The organism is Ruegeria sp. AF8 (genome assembly GCF_056541825.1).
This window is the reverse complement of record NZ_JBQFYW010000001.1, coordinates 223,245-241,065: the sequence shown is the minus strand read 5'-3', so window position 1 is coordinate 241,065 and position 17,821 is coordinate 223,245. Positions and strand designations below refer to the sequence as shown.

General features: G+C 62.1%; 14 protein-coding genes and 1 pseudogene. 10 read left to right on the top strand and 5 right to left on the bottom strand.

Features of this window, described 5'->3' with window-relative positions:
- Positions 1-2 precede the first annotated feature (2 nt).
- Together ACR0AO_RS01115 and ACR0AO_RS01110 are read right to left on the bottom strand one after the other, a co-directional pair.
- Positions 3-1,706 carry an NAD(P)H-dependent oxidoreductase subunit E gene (locus ACR0AO_RS01115; RefSeq protein WP_480598884.1) on the bottom strand — a complete coding sequence of 568 codons (1,704 nt, stop codon included), beginning with the start codon at positions 1,704-1,706 and terminating at the stop codon, positions 3-5.
- An 85-nt stretch (positions 1,707-1,791) separates the two neighbouring features.
- A complete protein-coding gene (locus ACR0AO_RS01110) occupies positions 1,792-2,673 on the bottom strand; it encodes a LysR family transcriptional regulator (RefSeq protein WP_480598882.1) in 882 nt (293 codons plus the stop codon).
- Positions 2,674-2,838: 165 nt separating this feature from the next.
- Here ACR0AO_RS01110 and ACR0AO_RS01105 point away from each other — a divergent pair, with 165 nt between their 5' ends.
- From ACR0AO_RS01105 to ACR0AO_RS01070, 8 genes are all read left to right on the top strand, one after another.
- Positions 2,839-3,345: a hypothetical protein gene (locus ACR0AO_RS01105; RefSeq protein WP_480598880.1), complete on the top strand. Its 507-nt coding sequence runs from the start codon at positions 2,839-2,841 to the stop codon at positions 3,343-3,345.
- A 123-nt stretch (positions 3,346-3,468) separates the two neighbouring features.
- On the top strand, positions 3,469-5,313 hold the full coding sequence (locus ACR0AO_RS01100; protein ID WP_480598878.1) for a TPR end-of-group domain-containing protein: 1,845 nt from the start codon (positions 3,469-3,471) through the stop codon (positions 5,311-5,313).
- Between the two features lie 116 nt (positions 5,314-5,429).
- Complete coding sequence (locus ACR0AO_RS01095; RefSeq protein WP_480598876.1) at positions 5,430-6,272, top strand: FAD binding domain-containing protein; 843 nt, start codon at positions 5,430-5,432, stop codon at positions 6,270-6,272.
- Positions 6,256-9,006 (top strand): molybdopterin-dependent oxidoreductase, encoded by a 2,751-nt coding sequence (locus tag ACR0AO_RS01090; RefSeq protein WP_480598874.1) that lies wholly within the window; start codon positions 6,256-6,258, stop codon positions 9,004-9,006. The genes ACR0AO_RS01095 and ACR0AO_RS01090 overlap by 17 nt, the downstream gene beginning before the upstream one ends.
- On the top strand, positions 8,996-10,477 hold the full coding sequence (locus tag ACR0AO_RS01085) for a 6-hydroxynicotinate reductase (protein WP_480598872.1): 1,482 nt from the start codon (positions 8,996-8,998) through the stop codon (positions 10,475-10,477). Before ACR0AO_RS01090 ends, ACR0AO_RS01085 begins: the two co-directional genes overlap by 11 nt.
- Position 10,478: 1 nt before the next feature.
- A complete protein-coding gene (locus ACR0AO_RS01080; protein ID WP_480598870.1) occupies positions 10,479-11,342 on the top strand; it encodes a UPF0280 family protein in 864 nt (287 codons plus the stop codon).
- The gene (locus ACR0AO_RS01075) at positions 11,335-11,916 is read left to right on the top strand and encodes an amino acid synthesis family protein (protein ID WP_480598868.1); all 582 of its coding nucleotides are present in this window, start codon (positions 11,335-11,337) and stop codon (positions 11,914-11,916) included. Before ACR0AO_RS01080 ends, ACR0AO_RS01075 begins: the two co-directional genes overlap by 8 nt.
- Positions 11,913-12,494: an amino acid synthesis family protein gene (locus tag ACR0AO_RS01070; protein ID WP_480598866.1), complete on the top strand. Its 582-nt coding sequence runs from the start codon at positions 11,913-11,915 to the stop codon at positions 12,492-12,494. Before ACR0AO_RS01075 ends, ACR0AO_RS01070 begins: the two co-directional genes overlap by 4 nt.
- Before the next feature lie 371 nt (positions 12,495-12,865).
- On the opposite strand, the pseudogene ACR0AO_RS01065 reads toward ACR0AO_RS01070, so the two are convergent.
- From ACR0AO_RS01065 to ychF, 3 genes and pseudogenes are all read right to left on the bottom strand, one after another.
- Positions 12,866-13,602, bottom strand: a pseudogene (locus ACR0AO_RS01065) (amidohydrolase family protein); the annotation flags it as partial.
- Between the two features lie 178 nt (positions 13,603-13,780).
- Positions 13,781-14,800, bottom strand: a complete 1,020-nt coding sequence (locus ACR0AO_RS01060) for a hypothetical protein (RefSeq protein ID WP_480598864.1) — start codon at positions 14,798-14,800, stop codon at positions 13,781-13,783.
- 249 nt (positions 14,801-15,049) lie between these two features.
- Positions 15,050-16,147 (bottom strand): redox-regulated ATPase YchF, encoded by a 1,098-nt coding sequence (gene ychF, locus ACR0AO_RS01055; protein WP_480598862.1) that lies wholly within the window; start codon positions 16,145-16,147, stop codon positions 15,050-15,052.
- Between the two features lie 200 nt (positions 16,148-16,347).
- Here ychF and ACR0AO_RS01050 point away from each other — a divergent pair, with 200 nt between their 5' ends.
- Both ACR0AO_RS01050 and trpA read left to right on the top strand, forming a co-directional pair.
- Entirely contained in the window at positions 16,348-16,833 is a 486-nt protein-coding gene (locus ACR0AO_RS01050; protein ID WP_480598860.1) for an acyloxyacyl hydrolase, read from the top strand.
- 79 nt (positions 16,834-16,912) lie between these two features.
- Positions 16,913-17,704 carry a tryptophan synthase subunit alpha gene (trpA, locus tag ACR0AO_RS01045; RefSeq protein WP_480598858.1) on the top strand — a complete coding sequence of 264 codons (792 nt, stop codon included), beginning with the start codon at positions 16,913-16,915 and terminating at the stop codon, positions 17,702-17,704.
- Positions 17,705-17,821: the final 117 nt, after the last annotated feature.

Below are 17,821 nucleotides of genomic sequence, written 5' to 3'. Positions count from 1 at the left end.
CCTCAGATTTCGTCAGCGAAATGTTTCATGACCAGGCGGATCGGGTTCGGGGCCGCCTGCCCCAGACCGCAGATCGAGGCATCGCCCATGACCTGACACAGGTCTTCCAGCAGGTCCTGATCCCACTTTTCGGCCTGCATCAGCTTGACCGCCTTTTCACAACCTGCCCGGCAGGGGGTGCACTGTCCGCAGCTTTCATCCTCGAAGAACCGCAGCATGTTCAGCGCCGCATCGCGCGCGGTGTCCCGGTCGGAGAGGACCACCACCGCCGCCGACCCGATGAAGGTGCCCAGCGGCTGCAATGTGTCAAAGTCGAGCGGGACATCGTCGATGTTCGAAGGGAGAAGACCCGACGACGGCCCGCCCGGTTGATACGCCTTGAACACATGGCCCTCAGCCATGCCCCCGGCGGCATCAATCACGTCAAGAATGGTCGAACCCGCGGGCAGCAGGTAGACCCCCGGCTTTGCAACACGGCCCGAGACCGAATAGCTGCGCAGGCCCTTGCGGCCATTCTTTTCAACCGAATTCAGGACCTCCGGCCCCTCCCGGCAGACCTTGGCGACCCAATGGAGCGTCTCGACATTGTGCACGAGCGTCGGGCGATTAAAGACCCCAACCTGCGCCACGAACGGAGGACGGTGACGCGGCAGGCCCTTCTTGCCCTCGATCGATTCGATCATCGCGGATTCTTCACCGCAGATATACGCACCGGCACCCCGACGCAGGTCAATGTAACCCTTGGCGACAATGCCAGCGCCTTCCAGCTCGGCAATCTCGCGGCCCAGGATTTCCAGAACCGCCGGGTATTCGTCACGCATGTAGATAAAGCAGGTCTCGGCCTCGACCGCCCAGGCGGCGATCAGCATACCCTCCAGGAAGACATGCGGTGTACGCTCCAGATAGTAACGGTCCTTGAACGTACCTGGCTCGCCCTCGTCCCCGTTCACGGCCAGATAGCGCGGACCTTCATTCATGCGAACAAAGCCCCATTTCTTACCGGACGGGAAGCCGGCACCGCCCAGACCGCGCAGGCCCGAGGCCAGGACATCTTCCTGCACCTTCTCCCAATTGCCGCCCTCGCGCAGTTCTTTCAGCTTGGCATAACCGCCGTTTGCCTCGTAGGCGGCAAAGGCTTCGTAGTCGGGCAGATGGGCGTGGGTATCACCCGCCGCGATGGCAGCGTTCACCTTTTCGGGGGTCGCATGATCGATATGATTGTGACCGATCTCCAGCACCGGAGCCGTGTCGCAGCGGCCCATGCAGGGCGCGCGGACAACGCGGACCTCTGCCGGGTCCAGCCCATCTTCCAGAGCCTTCTGCAATTGCTGGGCACCGGCCATCTCGCAGGAGAGAGAATCGCAAACCCGGATGGTCAGCGCGGGCGGAGGGGTCTCACCCTCTTTCACCACGTCAAAATGAGCATAGAAGGTGGCGGTCTCGTAAATCTCGGCCTGCCCGATCCGCATCTCGACCGCCAGCGCGGCGATGTGGTCGGCGCTGATATGGCCGTGCTCGTCCTGAATCAAATGCAGGAATTCGATCAGCAGGTCGCGGCGGCGCGGGCGGTCGCCCAGCAGGCGCGCAATCTCGGCCTGACCCTCATCCGTGAACTGCCGGCCTTTGGGCGTGTGCCGCCCCTTGCCTTTACCTGACTTCCAGACGCCCTTTGGTGCGCCTGATGGCTTGGTATCTAATGGTGCCATGATGCCCTCCGATTCAGGCCCCGTGTCTCATCAGACTAGCATATCGTCAAATAGCAAAACTCAATCGCACGATAACGACAGATTATCACCGCAATGAGGTCAACACACGCCGCAGCGCCGCCACCGTTGGCAGTTCCGGATCGCGTTGCAGGGTCGCCAGACAGATCGGTTTGGACACGTCCGGCTCGATCAGCGGCAACGCCCGTGTTCCCTCGGGGTCGCCCAGTGCCCGGATCAGCACCCGCGGCACTACCGCCGCCGCCAGCCCTTCGCGCGCCATAACCATGGCGGCGGTGAAGCCGCTGGTCTCGGCCACCACGCGCGGGTGCAGGCCCAGTTCGGCAAAGATGCGGTCCAGAATGCGGCGGTTCTGCATCTGCGGCTCCAGCAGGCACAGTGGAAACTCGGCCACCCGCGCCCAGGGGATCGGGCCGGTCTCATCGGTCATATGCGCTGGCACGAGCAAGACATAGCCTTCTTCATACAGCGGCTGCACATGCCGCAGATCGGTGCCGATACTGTCGCCATAGGTGATGCCGGCGTCGATGGTGCCATCGTCCAGCCCCTGCTGGATCGCGGTCGAGGACATCGAATCGATCCTCGCCACGATCTTGGGATGCGCCTGATGCAGCCTGCGCACCAGCCGCCCGGTAAAGGCCAGAGCCGTCGGGATCACGCCCAGAATCAGGGAACCCGAAATCTCGCCCCGGATCGAGGCGACCTCCTGTTCCAGCGCCTTGGTGTCGCCCAGAATGCGGCGGGCACGGCGCACGATCATCTCACCCTCGTCCGTCAGGCCCTGAAACCGGTTGGCGCGGCGCACGATGGTGATGCCCAGCCTCTCCTCCAGATTGCGGATGCGCATCGAAAAAGCAGGCTGAGAAATGCCGCAATCCTCGGCCGCCTTGGCAAAATGACGATGCCGCGCAAGGGCGCTGAGCAGCTGCAGGTCTCGCAATTCGATCACGGATGGGCCTCGGGGGTTGCGTTCGGTGCACTAGCATAGCGTTGCTGAGCCCGAACGAAAGCCTTTCCCAAAGCCGCGACAAATGCCGCCGCGCCGACCCAAATCGCTGGGAAATGGCAATAAATGCCCGAAAATGATACGATGACAGTAATCGGGGGGTAATCGATGACACGCAGGTATTTTCTTTCGGCAATGGCGGTTCTGACCCTGTTCCTGTCTTCTGCCTGGGCCAACAAGACCGATCCGGCTGCCGATCTTCTGTTGCAGTACCGGACCATCGTCAAACTTGAACACGACTCGCGCCACCTGTACCACCTGCAATCCCAGGCGCTCATTGCGGTGCATGGCGGCTGGGTCACACCGTTGACCGAGGAAGGATCGGAACTGGATTCGCTGTCCGGCGTTCCCAAGCAGATCGTTCAGGTCGACCTGAACCAGTTGAAGGCCCGCATCCGGCGCGGTGAGTTTTCTCCGGAATTCGCCTCCGAACTCCAGCCCATCATCGTGGACCTGGAAGAGGCCATAGCGTTGTGCCTGCTGATCGCCGACCTGCTCAAATCCGGGCAAGACCTGCAGGCCAACGAGGTCTATCGCACCCGGTCCCTGCCGCAGTTCGAAAAGATCTGGCGCCAGACCTATACCCTGACGCGCGATACCGAGCGCCGGTTTTAAACCGAGGATCCGCCGAGATCTGCCAGCGCAGCCTTTCTGGCTGAACGACGAACCGGCCCCCATATAAGCAGTTCCGCACCTTCCGCGGACGTCGTATGATCGAACGATGAAGGGGAGAACAAGGTGACGCGCCGGCTTGCAGCGATCATGATTGCGGATGTGGTGGGATTCTCCGCGCTGATGGAGAGTGATGAAACCGGCACGTTCACCGCCCTCAAACAGCATCGCACAAACCATTTCGATCCTCAGATCATCCAGCGAAACGGCCGCATCGTCAAACTTGTCGGCGACGGGTTCCTGGCCGAGTTCGCCTCGGTCGTGGACGCCGTGGAATGCGCCCTTGCGATCCAGCAGGGCCTGTCCGGCAGCGGCAACACATTCGCGCTCCGCATCGGCATCAACCTCGGGGACGTCATTGTCGACGGCGACGACATCTATGGCGACGGCGTCAACGTGGCGGCCCGGCTGGAAAACCTGTCGGACCCCGGCAGCATCTGCATCTCCGGCCCCGCTCATGACATGGTCGTGGGCAAGGTCGACTGCACCTTCCGGGATCTCGGTCTCAGACAGCTGAAAAATATCGCCAAACCGGTTCGCGTGTTCCAGATCCCGACCGAGGCAGGGACCGAAGCCGCCCCACCAATCCCGGAACCACGGCACAGCCCGCCAGAACGGTATTCCATCGCCGTGCTGCCTTTCTCGAACATGAGCGGCGACAGTGAACAGGAATACTTCTCGGACGGCATTACTGAAGACATCATCACCGACCTGTCCAAGATCTCGCGGCTGTTTGTGGCCGCCCGCAACTCGACCTTCGCCTACAAGGGCCGTCCGGTGAACATCCGACAGATCAGCGCCGACCTCGATGTCATGTTCATCCTCGAAGGCAGCGTGCGCAAATCCGGCAACCGGGTCCGGGTGACCGCGCAGCTGATCGACGGCCGCACCGGCGGTCACATGTGGGCGGAACGCTATGACCGGGAACTGACGGACGTGTTCGAGGTGCAGGACGAAATCACCCGCAGCATCGTCGACTCCCTGAAAATCGTTCTTGCTCCGAAAGAGCAAAAAGCCATCAAACGCGTGCCCACGCGCAATCTTCAGGCCTATGACTGTTATCTGCGTGGCCGTCAGCAGATGCACAGCATGAGCCGCGACAACCTTGAAACCGCCCGCAAGCTGTTTCTCAAGGCGGTGGAACTTGACCCCGGATACGCAATCGCACTGACCGGCCTGTCCGACTGCGATGCGACATACTATCATTACTATTCGTCCGAGCCTGACATCCTCGACACGGCCGAAGACAACAGCCGCCGCGCACTTGCGGTCGCGCCGGGCATGGCCGAGGCCCACGCCTCGCTGGCGTTCGTGTTGATGCTCAAGGACGACGCCAAAGGCGCAATCCGCGAATTCAACACCGCCCTTGAAATCGACCCGATGCTGTACGAGGCATTTTGGAACTTTGGCATGTTCCACCTTATCCACGAAGACTTCGAGTCAGCAGCGAACATGTACCACAAGGCATCCAAGGTTCGTGGCGACGATCTACAATCCAAGATGATGCTTATGACCCTGTGGAAGGAGCTTGGTCAGACAGACAAAATGCTGGCGCTCGCGCATGAGACGTTTTCGATCGCTAGCCGGTTGTACGAATATGACGACCGCAATGTGCACGCCGCCTATGTCGGTGCATTCGCCCTGATCCATCTCGACGAACGCGACCGGGCACTGGACTGGCTGCAGAAGGCTGTCGATGTCGCCCCGGCCGATCCACGCTCGACCTACAACATCGCCTGCGCCTACTCGATGCTTGGGGATCGCGACAACGCCCTCAGGTTTCTCGAAAGGTCGATCATGGAGGGCAGGCCGATCCGGATGATGAAGTGGGCCACCGAAGATCCCGATTTGGCGCCATTGCGTGAAGACCCCCGATTCAACGATCTGATGGAGATATGGCGCGAGCGTTAGAGCCTGCCGGATCAGCAATCGTGACGGGTGGTATCCCGCCACCATTGACTCGAATCGCATTCCCTCAATATCATTCGTATACAAGCAAGAATGGTCAGCCGGGAAGGGGCAGCTGTTTGAGGTATCTCGCACCAACCGAACTCAGCGAAGCGCTTGACACACTGGCCGCCGGAGGGGCCAGGATCGTCGCGGGTGGCACCGATTTCTATCCGTCCAAACCGCACGGTGCCGTGCAGACCGATCTGCTCGACATTACCCGCATCGGGGGCCTGCGTGGCATCCGGCGCGAAGACGGCCACTGGCGCATTGGCGCGGCGACACGGTGGAGCGATCTGACCCGCGCGCAACTGCCCCCGGCCTTTGCCGGGTTGCAGGCCGCCGCGCGCGAGGTGGGCAGCATCCAGATCCAGAACGCCGGAACCATCGCGGGAAACCTGTGCAACGCCTCCCCCGCCGCTGACGGTGTGCCGCCGCTGCTGACGCTCGACACGCAGGTTGAGATCACCTCGATGGCGGCAACCCGCACTTTACCCCTGGCCGAGTTCATCACCGGTGTCCGCACCACCGCGCTTGATCCGGGCGAGATGGTGACGGCGCTGCATATCTCCGCACCACCGGACCATGCCGTCGGCAGTTTCGAAAAACTCGGCGCGCGCCGCTATCTGGTGATCTCAATCGCCATGACCGCCGCCCTGATCGCATTGGACGATGACAACAGAATTGCCGAGGCCCGTATCGCCGTCGGAGCCTGCTCGCCGGTGGCGCAGCGGCTGACCGAACTGGAACGCGACATGATCGGCAAGACCATCGCCGAGGTGGATGTGCGCGACACCCATCTCGCCCCGCTCACCCCGATCGACGACATTCGCGGCAGCGCCGCCTATCGCGCCGATGCGGTGGCCGAACAGATACTGCGCGCAATTCACAACGCCGGAGGGGCCGATGGACTGGCGGGTTGACGATGAACTGATCCAGTTCCGCTTGAACGGCGAAGCGGTCGCCATCCGCCCCCGGCTGGGCGAGCGCCTGTCGGAAACGCTGCGCGAGCGGCTGTCGGCCCGCGACGTCAAGATCGGCTGCAACGCCGGCGATTGCGGTGCCTGCACCGTTCTGATTGACGGCGAGGCGGTCTGCGCCTGCCTGACCCCCACGCATCAAGCGGCGGGCCAGACGGTCGAAACCCTTGCCGGGCTGGCGCAGAACGAGCCGGTGACGCAAAGGCTGGCCGAAAGTTTCCATGCCCATGGCGCGGCGCAATGCGGCATCTGCACGCCGGGCATGATGGTTTCGGCCACCGCCCTGCTGCGCCGCGACCTGCGCCCGGAAGAAGACGAGGTCAAGGACGCGCTTGGCGGCGTTCTGTGCCGCTGCACCGGCTATCGCAAGATCATCGAGGCGGTGGTACAGGCCTATCGCGAACCGGCCCTGCCCGACCCCGAGAACACCCATGTCGGCGCACCCATACCGCGCCTCGACGGGGTGCCCAAGATCGCGGGAACCGAATCCTTCGGTGACGACGTCGCCCCGGCGGGCACGCTGGAGTTGTTGCTGATCCGCTCCCCCTATCACCGCGCCGCCTTCGAACTGGGCGACATGGGCGCGCTTGCCGCCAACCCGGGCATCACGGCGATCCTGACTGCGGCGGACGTGCCGGGCCGCAACCTCTTCGGCACCATCCCCGGTTTTGTCGATCAACCCGTCTTCGCCACTGGCGAGACCCGGTTCCGGGGCGAAGCCGTGGCCGCCATCGTCGGCACACCCGACGCCATCGCCGCCTTCGATCCGCAGAGCTTCCCGGTCACCTGGACCGAACTGCCCGCCACCACGGGCATGGCCGAGGCGATGGCCGACGACGCCCCACCGCTGCACCCCGACCGCGCGGGCAATGTCATGACTTCGGGCTTCGTCAGGCATGGCGACGCCGAGGCCGCGCTGGCCCGCGCCGATATCGTGGTCGAGGGCCGCTTTCGCTCGGGCTTTGTCGAACACGCCTATATCGAGCCCGAGGCCGGATTTGCTCGGGTCGTGGACGGGCGCGTGCATGTCCACGCCTGTACCCAGGCCCCGGTGATGGATCTCGACAGCCTCGCCGACATCCTCGCCATGGACCGCGACCGGATCCGCATCGTTCCCACCGCCACCGGCGGCGGGTTCGGCGCCAAGCTCGATATCTCGGTGCAGCCCTACCTCGCCATCGCGGCCCTCAAGACCGGCCAGCCGGTACGCCTGACCTATTCCCGCACCGAGTCGATGCAATCGACCACCAAACGCCACCCCTCCGACATGCGTCTGAGCATCGGCGCGACAAGAGACGGCAAACTGTGTGGCATGACCTTTGATGGTCTCTTCAACACCGGCGCCTATTCCAGCTGGGGCCCGACCGTGGCCAACCGCGTCCCCGTCCACGCCTCCGGCCCCTATCGCTTCACCGACTACCGGGCCGAGGCCAAGGGCATCCACACCCACTGCCCGCCCTCGGGCGCGTTCCGAGGCTTTGGTGTGCCGCAATCGGCGCTGGCGCAGGAAAGCCTGTTCGATGAACTGGCCGACCAACTTGGTATCGACCGGCTCGAATTCCGCATCTCCAACGCGCTTGACAACGGCATGCCCACGATCTGCGGTCAGGTCTTCGATCAGGGCGTCGGCATCCGCCCCTGCCTTGAGGCGCTGCGGCCCGCATGGAAAAGCGAACGTGAACAGGCCACCGCCTTCAATGCCGAAAATGAAACACTCAAACGGGGCGTCGGCGTCGCTGCCGGATGGTATGGCTGCGGCAACACCTCGCTGCCCAACCCCTCGACCATCAAGGGCGGCATTCGCGCCGACGGCTCGCTGGTGCTGCATCAGGGCGCGGCGGATATCGGTCAGGGCGCGAACACCGTCATCGCCCAGATCTTCGCCACCGCCCTCGGCCTGCCCACCACACAACTGATCCTGATCGGCCCCGATACCGACGTGACCCCGGATGCGGGCAAGACCTCGGCCTCGCGCCAGACCTATGTCACCGGGAAGGCCGCGCAACTGGCGGGCGAGGCATTGCGCGCTGAGATCCTGTCGCGCGTCAACGCCAGCCCCGAGGCGGAACTGACCCTCACCGGCTCTGCGCTGGAAATCACCGATGGCGACCAGAGCCACCAGATAGACCTCGCCCCCCTGCCCGTAGACGACCAGGGTTATGTCCTACGGGCCGAGGAAACCTATGACCCGCCGACCAGACCGCTCGACGAAAACGGTCAGGGCATTCCCTACGCCCAGTTCGGCTATGCCGCTCATCTGGCGGTCATCGAGGTCGACACACGGCTCGGCACCGTCAGGCCGCTGCGCTTCATCGCCGCCCACGACGTGGGCCGCGCCATCAACCCCATGCTGGTCGAAGGCCAGGTCGAAGGCGGCATCGCACAAGGCCTGGGCATGGCGCTGATGGAGGAATATATCCCGGGCCGCACCGAGAACCTGCACGACTATCTGATCCCGACCATCGGCGACATCCCCCCGATCGAAACCCTGATCATCGAAGAACCCGACGCGCACGGCCCTTACGGCGCCAAGGGGCTTGGCGAGCACGCCCTGATCCCCACCGCCCCGGCGATATTCAACGCCATCAAGGACGCCTGCGGGGTGCGCCTCTATCAGGGACCAGCCACGCCCTCGCGCCTGCGGGCCGCATTGAAAGACCACGCCAATGGCCACTGAACGTATCAAGCCCGAGAAAATCCGCTGCGACGCCTGCCCTGTACTCTGCTATATCGCCGAAGGCCGCTCTGGCGCCTGCGACCGCTATGCCAACCACGGCGGCGCGCTGGTCCGGCTTGACGCGCTGACGGTGATCGAACACACCGACCAGAAACTGGTGCCCTTCATGGCCGACAAGCCGCACGGCGACTGGAACGGCGATATCCTGCAGGGCCACCGCCCCTTTGTCACCGCCGTCGGCGCTGGCACCACCTATCCCGACTACAAGCCCGCCCCCTTCATCGTCAGCCAGGAGGTCGAGGGCGTCGACATGGTTACCGTCGTGACCGAAGGCATCTTTTCCTATTGCGGCGTCAAGGTGAAGATCGACACCGACCGCCATATCGGCCACGAACGCGACGTGGTGCGGGTCGATGGTGAACCCATCGGCCATGTGATGACCTCGGAATACGGCTCCAAGATGCTGTCGCTCGGCGGGGTCGAACACCTCACGGGCGGCTCCAAGAAAGAGGGCCGCGTGACCTGCGACGCGCTACTGAAACTGTGCAACCGCGAGGCGGTCGAGATGGTGATCGGCGAGCCGGGGCACGAGACAACCGTGATCATTCAGGCAGGCCAGGCCCCCATCATCAACGGGGTCGAGGAAAAGCTGATGCGCGTCGGCTGCGGTTCCGCCGCCATCGGCATGTTCGCCAAACAGTGGATGGGCCATGTGGACGACGTCGTCGTCGTCGACGATCACATCACCGGTGTGCTCAGCGAACATCAGGCGGGCAAGATGCTGGATGTACCGCCCACCGGCATCCGCATCAAGGGCCGCCGCTCAACCCCGGGGCGATACTTTCAGGTGGCCGAACCCGGCACCGGCTGGGGCGGCACCGACATCACCGACCCGCTGGTGATTCTGGGTGAGTTCAAGCCCGAGGTCGCATGGCCCGGCCTGCGGCTGCTGATGGTCTCGACCACGGGCGAACAATATGCCTATTTCGAACTGGATGACGCGCTTTCCCCAAAGCCCGCGCAAATCCCCGAGGTGCTGAAAGATTCGGCCGATCTCATTGCCGAAAACTGCGAACCCTCGGTCTGTTCGGTTCTGTTCATGGGCGGCGCGGGCGGGTCGCTGCGTGCGGGCGTCACCGAAAACCCGGTGCGGCTGACCAAATCGGTCAAGGACGCGCTGGCCTTCGTCACCTGCGGCGGGGCCGAAAGCTATGTCTGGCCCGGCGGTGGCATCACGGTGATGGTCGATGTACTGGACATGCCAACGCAATCCTTCGGCTATGTGCCGACGCCCGCGCTGGTCGCCCCCATCGAATTCACCATGCGCATCAGCGACTATGCCGCGCTTGGCGGGCACATGGGCGAGGTCACGCCTGTCGACCAGGTGGTCTCGGACAACGCCCGCAAACTTCCCCCAGACGAACGCCAGCCCGATCCGACCGACCGCAAGCATTTCCGGTGGGCGCGCTGACATGGGGCCGTCCGCCGCCATACTCCCCTGCGGAACCCGCCTGCATCTGCAGCACGGCCCCATCGACCTGATCATCGGCGCCGACGGCGAACGCCCCCGCGCCTTTGACGCCGCCCGCGCCCGGTTCGACACGATCCTGCAGGAACTGGTGGACGAGTTGGAAACGCTGCGCGCGCCCATGACGCCGGACGCACCGATGCCGGCGGGCTCGACCGCGCGCCGGATGGACCGGGCCATCCGCCCGCACACCGCCAGTTTCGTCACCTGCATGGCCGCCGTTGCAGGCGCCGTCGCCGACGAGGTTCTGACCACAATGACACAGGCCGCCGCCCTGCGCCGTGCCTATGTGAACAACGGCGGCGACATTGCGCTTCATCTGAGCGAGGGTGAAAGTTTTTCGATGGCGATGCAGGATCTGCACGGGCGCGACCTCGGTCGCATCACCGTTAACGCCTCGGACGAGATCGGAGGGCTCGCCACCTCGGGCCTCGGCGGGCGCAGTCTTTCCCTTGGTTTCGCCGACAGCGTCACCGTTCTCGCCCGCAACGCGGCGGCGGCGGATGTAGCCGCCACGCTCATCGCCAACGCAGTAGACCTGCCCGGCCATCCGGCGATCCGGCGCGTTCCGGCGAATGAGGTGCAGGCCGGCAGCGATCTGGGCAACCTGCCGGTGGTGACAGGATGCGGCGCCCTGAATGAAAACGAGATCTTTCGAGCGGTACAAAACGGACAAGAGGTGGCTGAGAACATGTACAAGACGAACAAAATACGCGCCGCGCATCTGACTTTGCGCGACCGGTCGAGTCAGGTGGGATGCACCGACCTGATGACCGCGCCTCGACCGGAGAGGTTGGAACATGCCTGAGGTTGTGCTGCGAAAAACCGTGTCTTCGCTGGAAGAAATCTATCACGAAGGCGGCCCCGTCAGCGACAAACCGCAGCGTCGCGCTTCGGTCCTGGCGATTATCGCAAACCCGTTCGCAGGGCGTTATGTGACCGAGATTCAAGGGTTTATGGAAGATCTCAAGCCCCTGGGGCTGGACATGGCGCAAAAGCTGATCGACATGCTGGGCGGGCCTGAAAACGTCGAAGGCTACGGCAAGGGCTCGCTCATCGGCGAAGGTGGAGAGCTGGAGCACGGCGCACTGTGGCATGCACCAGGCGGATACGCCATGCGCCAGCTTCTGGGCAAGGCCAATGCAATCGTGCCTTCTTCCAAGAAAGTCAGCGGGTTAGGCACGCGCCTCGACGTGCCGATCACCCATATCAATGCTGCCTATGTGCGCAGCCATTTCGACAGTATGGAGGTCGGTTGCAACGACGCACCCCGCGCCGACGAGATGGCTTTTGCGCTGGTGATGACGACCGGCCCGCGCATCCATTCCCGCTCGGGCGGATTGGAAGCCTGGCAAATCAAGGGAGAGGATGGGCTGAGATGACCAAGATTCGCAAGATCGCCGTGAATGTCGAGGAAACCCATATCGAGGCGGGTCGCGGCATTACCCCGCCCACCCGCAAGGCCGTCGCCGTCGCGGTGATCGAAAACCCCTGTGCCGGACGTTACGTGGAAGACCTGAGCGAGTTGATGGAAACCGGCGCGGAACTGGGTGAACTGCTGGGCCGCCGTTGTGTCGAGGCGCTAGGGATTACTCCGCAACAGGCTGAAAGTTACGGGAAATCTGCAATGGTCGGCGAGAATGGCGAGTTGGAACACGCTGCCGCGATCCTGCATCCCAAGCTGGGCGCGCCGCTGCGCAAAGAGGTCGAGAAGGGCGCGGCGTTGGTGCCTTCGTCCAAGAAGATGGGCAGTCCCGGGCAGGTGCTGGACGTGCCGCTGGGGCACAAGGACGCCGCTTATGTCCGCAGCCATTTCGACGGTATCGAGGTGCGCCTGAATGATGCGCCCCGCGCGGGTGAGATCATGGTTGCGGTCGCCGTCACCGACAGCGGCCGTCCCCTGCCACGCGTCGGCGGGTTGACGGCGAAGGAGGCCGAGGGAAAGGACGGCTTGAGGTAAACAATTATTAAGACTGATAAAACTTCGGATTCGGCGACCGTCACAGCAAACGGTCGCTATCACGAATAGCTGACATGGCAAAAACGACACGGCATATGTTCTGGACGAAAAGGTCGGCTATTTGCTGCGTCTGGCCAGCCAGCGGCCCGCCGCGACCCTTCAGGCCCATACGATCGCGGGGCTGACCGAGGCCGAACCTGATCCCGCCGACAAGCGCCGGACGCAGATCCCACCGTCGCCCGCCGGTGCGGACCTGGTCGCGCATGCTCGAGGTGGGCCGCGGGATTACCACCGAAACGCTGGCCCCGCTCAGTACATCCGAACAGCGCAGCCTGAACAGGCTGGTGCACAAGATCACCTGAGCGCCACGATACGACCTGCGGCAGCCGGGTTGCTGGCGGCGTGTCGCGGCTGCGCTCGGACCGTACCACGCCATTGATGATGATCATGCCCACACCCGGTAGATTGCCCAGTTGCATCGATTCAAGAATGGTTTTGCCGGGCGCGTGCTGCGCCTGATCCATCAGTACGAAATCGGCGAAATAGCCGCGTTCGATCAGGCCAGTGTCCAGCTCGCGCTGGCGGGCGGTATTGCCATTGGCAAACAGAATGCGATTTCGGCCGGGATATCGCCCAGCAGTATGGCACCAGCATCGGTCATCTCCTTGAAGTTTTGCTCGACCATACCGAGTTCGATCACCGTCGCGCCGGTATGGACCTTGACTCCGGAGGGGCGGAAATTTTCGTACCAGCGCTGTGCCGCAATCGCCATCGCCTTGAGGCCACCCCGGCTCATGCACTTAGCCCGCCGAGATCGGCGTCGTCACTCCGCCATGCAGGGTCGATTCGAACCAATGAAGCTGTTGCTGGCGCGGGGTATTGTCGCCCACGACCGGGTGCACATGACTGTCGATCAGGCCCCGGGGGGCAGTGTCACGCCATGGGCATCGATTTCGGTGTCGACCCCTTCGGTATCGAGATCCGCTTCATACCCTCAGTCGGCGATCTTGCCGTCGACCGCTATCAGACAATCATCGTCATAGATCGGGTGCTCCATCTTGCCGGACAGAATGAGGCCGATATTTCTGATGTCGAGCTTGGCAGGCATCGCTTCCTCCCTGACGATAGCTGGCGTTTGTTAGCATACCAATAGATTTGGGGCCTGCGTCAAGCATAGTGTTGATTTGGCGCACCTCGAAACGTCCGGCACAATTGTCCGTAATTCGAACTTGAGTGCGCCATCGGGCCGCAGGAGAAACACCCCAAGGCTTGCCGATAGTCAGACTTCACAGCGACACCGGAAAAATCCCACCGGCAAAGGCTGCAACAATTGGTGCGGTCAAAGCGAAGCCCGAACGTAAGTGCTCGCTGAGCCCCACTTTTAGTCCATGCGACGTTTTCCAGGCGTCGAAATCGAGCCGTTCTCCGCCCTCAGAATATTGGTCTGCCTTATCGGTCAGGGTCTTGACCCAGCCATCCAAGATCAGGGCGACGGGCAAGTAAAAACTGAGAAGCAGCAAGGAAAAATAGGTTCCGGTGAACAGCGACGAGGCCAACACCACCGACCCGTAGGCCGCCCTGTGTGAATCAGTGACCATCGGAAGCGGCCAGTGCATCCAACTGGTTGCAAAAAGCATTCCGAACGTCAGTACCAAGCTGGACAGGTATAGCTGATGCCGCATCTGAAGCATGTTTTTGGCCAGCCGCGCAGCTTCCTGTTCTAGGTCGTCGGCCTCGCAGGTGTCGAGGCACAGGATCATTCCAACGATCAGTGCACCCACCGCTAGACCGGCAAGCGCGGTGACAATGTCCAACACGCGATTGAACAAGGAAATGACCGGTACTTCGCCGCACCGCCCGAGCAGCCAATTGTCATCCGGTTCCAGACACGCTGGCAGCGTGCCTCGCGACAAGGCTGTTTCGAAAAACGCGGCACCAAGGCGGTAGTAGGCCCGTGGCGTGTCAGGCGACATGTTTTGCTGAATGGGTGAAATGATGGCCAACAAGAATATCACGAAAACCGTGCCCACGGCCAACATCCTTGTCTCTCTCGCTGTCGGGCGAGCCAGGTTGCGGACCAGTATTGACACGGCAAGCACTGCGAGGGACGCGAAGAACCAAGAAGTGGCGAGGAATCTGAATCGCCCTACTCCCTCCAGCCAAGGGCGGTCGTCCTGCAGGATATTCGACGGCACGTTCAAATCGGTGGCCATCAACTGACCGGTGATCAGCTTGTTGATCAAAAAGATGCACACCGGCACCAACGCTATGAAAAAATAGCGCGGCTTTACTCGCCTGGGGGTCACTGCCGACCTCATAATCTGATCCGAAGTCACATTTGAGTATCTAGCACAGATCTGCCCGGAGCGCATTGGTTTGTGTCCCAATCGCTGTCGTTAGACAGTGTGCGTCAGGGCCAAGAACTACCCATTCCACTTTGCGCAATGCCCTTTGGCCAATCATCGACGCGGCATCCCGGCTACCGTACCAAGCAACCCTTCCGCAACCCGCCGCGCGTAGGTGAATTGTGGCGGAAGTGTCCGTCAGATTCTTGTCTAGGTATTGAACAGGAAGTGCATTACATCGCCATCCTTGACGGTGTATCCCTTGCCCTCGGCCCGCATCTTGCCCGCATCCTTGGCCCCGTTTTCGCCGTTGCAGGTGATATAGTCGTCAAAAGCGATGGTTTCGGCGCGGATGAAACCCTTTTCGAAATCGCCGTGAATGACACCTGCGGCCTGCGGCGCGGCGGTGCCTTTGCGGATGGTCCAGGCGCGCGCCTCTTTCGGGCCGACAGTGAAATAAGTTTCCAGCCTCAGCAGGTCGTATCCGGCGCGGATCAGACGGTCGAGGCCCGGCTCGGACAGGCCCATTTCCGACAGGAACATCTCGGCCTCATCCGGTTCCAGCAGGCTGATCTCTTCCTCGATCTTGGCCGAGATAATCACATGCGCGTTTCCCTGCGCAGCCGCCATGTCGGCCACCGACTGCGAATAGGCATTGCCCTCGGCGGCCTCTTCCTCGGAGACGTTGCAGACATAAAGCACCGGTTTGGTGGTCAGCAATTGCAGCATTTTCCACGCCTTGGCGTCCTCGTCGCTGACCTCAACGAGACGCGCGGGTTTGCCGTCTTCCAGCATCGCCTGTGCAGTGGCGAGCAAGCGGTCCTGCTGTTGTGCTTCCTTGTCGTTGCCCTTGAGCTTGCGCACCAGATTGGCGCGGCGCTTTTCGATGCTTTCCAGATCCGCCAGCATCAGTTCGGTTTCGATGGTTTCGGCATCGGCCACCGGATCGACGCGGCCATCCACATGGGTCACATCGCCATCTTCGAAACAGCGCAGCACATGGGCAATCGCGTCGGTCTCGCGGATATTGGCCAGAAACTGGTTGCCCAGCCCTTCGCCCTTCGATGCGCCTTTCACCAGACCGGCGATATCGACAAAGGTTATCCGGGTCGGGATGATCTGGCGCGACTTTGCAATCGCCGCCAGCTTTTCCAGGCGGTCGTCCGGTACCGCCACGTCGCCAACATTGGGTTCGATGGTGCAAAACGGGAAGTTTGCCGCCTGCGCCGCCGCCGTTTTCGTCAACGCGTTGAACAGGGTCGACTTGCCCACATTCGGCAGCCCCACAATTCCCATTTTAAAGCCCATCACGGCCTCCTGATGCCATTCGACGGGCGCTTTTAGGCGGGTCGCGGCCAAGACGCAAGCTGACATCTCGCAATAGCGGAGCGAAACGGTTTTGACAGTGCAACACATGGAGAAGACATTGTGCGTTTTTGAACATTGAAATTGATCCGGTCTAATAACCAGTTAACCTCGGACCCGGTAACAAGTTTCGGAACACACTGATGAAATCACTGATCGCTTCACTAATGCTCATTACCGGTGCGGGCGCGGTACAGGCACAATCGCTGATCTTTGGTGCCGGATACGCGGATTTTTCCGACAGCCAATCTCAGGACCAAGGGCTCGTGTCGCTGGAATATCAACACAAACCCTTTCATCAGGCCACGCATTTCGGTGCGGGCTGGGGAGGTGCGGTTTCGGTTCACGACAACGGCGATGTACACATTGGTGTGGGCCTCTATGGGATTTATGACTTCGACAGTAATTGGTTTCTCGAAGGCAGCGTGATGCCCGGCTTTTTCTCGGAGTCCGATGAGCTGAACGAACTGGGAGGGGAGTTCCAGATACGCAGCCTGTTCGCGGTCGGCTATCGGTTTGACAGCGGCAACCGGTTGTCGCTGGCCATCACGCACAAATCCAACGCCAGCACCAACGACTTCAATCCCGGCGTCAATGCCGCGCTGATCCGGTTTCACAAATCTTTCTAGGTGTCCCGGGCCGTGGCGGGATTGATTTTCCCGTCAAGTTTCTGCACATCAGGCCGAAACCCGAGTGCAAGGACTTCCGATGACCCGTATCGACGCCAAATTCGCTGCCCTGAAAGCCGACGGCAAGAAAGCCTTTGTTGCCTATATCATGGCGGGTGACCCCGACTATGAAACCTCGCTGGAATTGGTCAGAGGCCTGCCGGGCGCCGGCGTCGACGTGATCGAGTTGGGCCTGCCCTTTACTGATCCGATGGCGGATGGACCGACCATTCAGGCAGCAGGCCAGCGGGCGTTGGACGGCGGCATGACGCTGGACAAGACCCTGGAACTGGCGCGCAGCTTTCGCGAATCCGACGATACCACGCCGATCGTTCTGATGGGTTATTACAACCCCATCTACAGCTGTGGCGTCGACGCGTTTCTGGAAAAGGCCAAGGCCGCCGGAATCGATGGGCTGATCGTCGTAGACCTGCCGCCCGAGGAAGATGAGGAACTTTGCATTCCGGCGCAAAAGGCCGGTCTGAACTTCATCCGCCTCGCGACACCTACCACCGATGAAAAGCGTCTGCCGCGAGTGCTGCAGAACACATCCGGTTTCGTCTATTACGTCTCGATCACCGGTATCACCGGCGCGGCCGAGGCCGAAGCGGGCGATGTCGGCCCCGAAGTGGCCCGGATCAAGGCGGCTACCGATCTGCCCGTTATTGTCGGCTTTGGCATCAACACACCCGAAAAATCACGCGCGATCGCGACTGTGGCCGACGGGGCGGTTGTCGGCTCGGCCATCGTCGGCCAGATCGGCACCGGCAAACCGGTGGCTGAAGTGCTGGAGTTTGTCGGATCGCTGGCCGACGGGGCGCATTCGGTCTGACCCCGTTTCGGCCTCCTTGAGGTCATTTCCTGCGCCGGCGCCCTGATCGGGTGTCCGTTTTTCGTCGCGCCAATCGGTGCGGCATTGCTCCGCATGCGGGCATATTGCAAGCAGGTC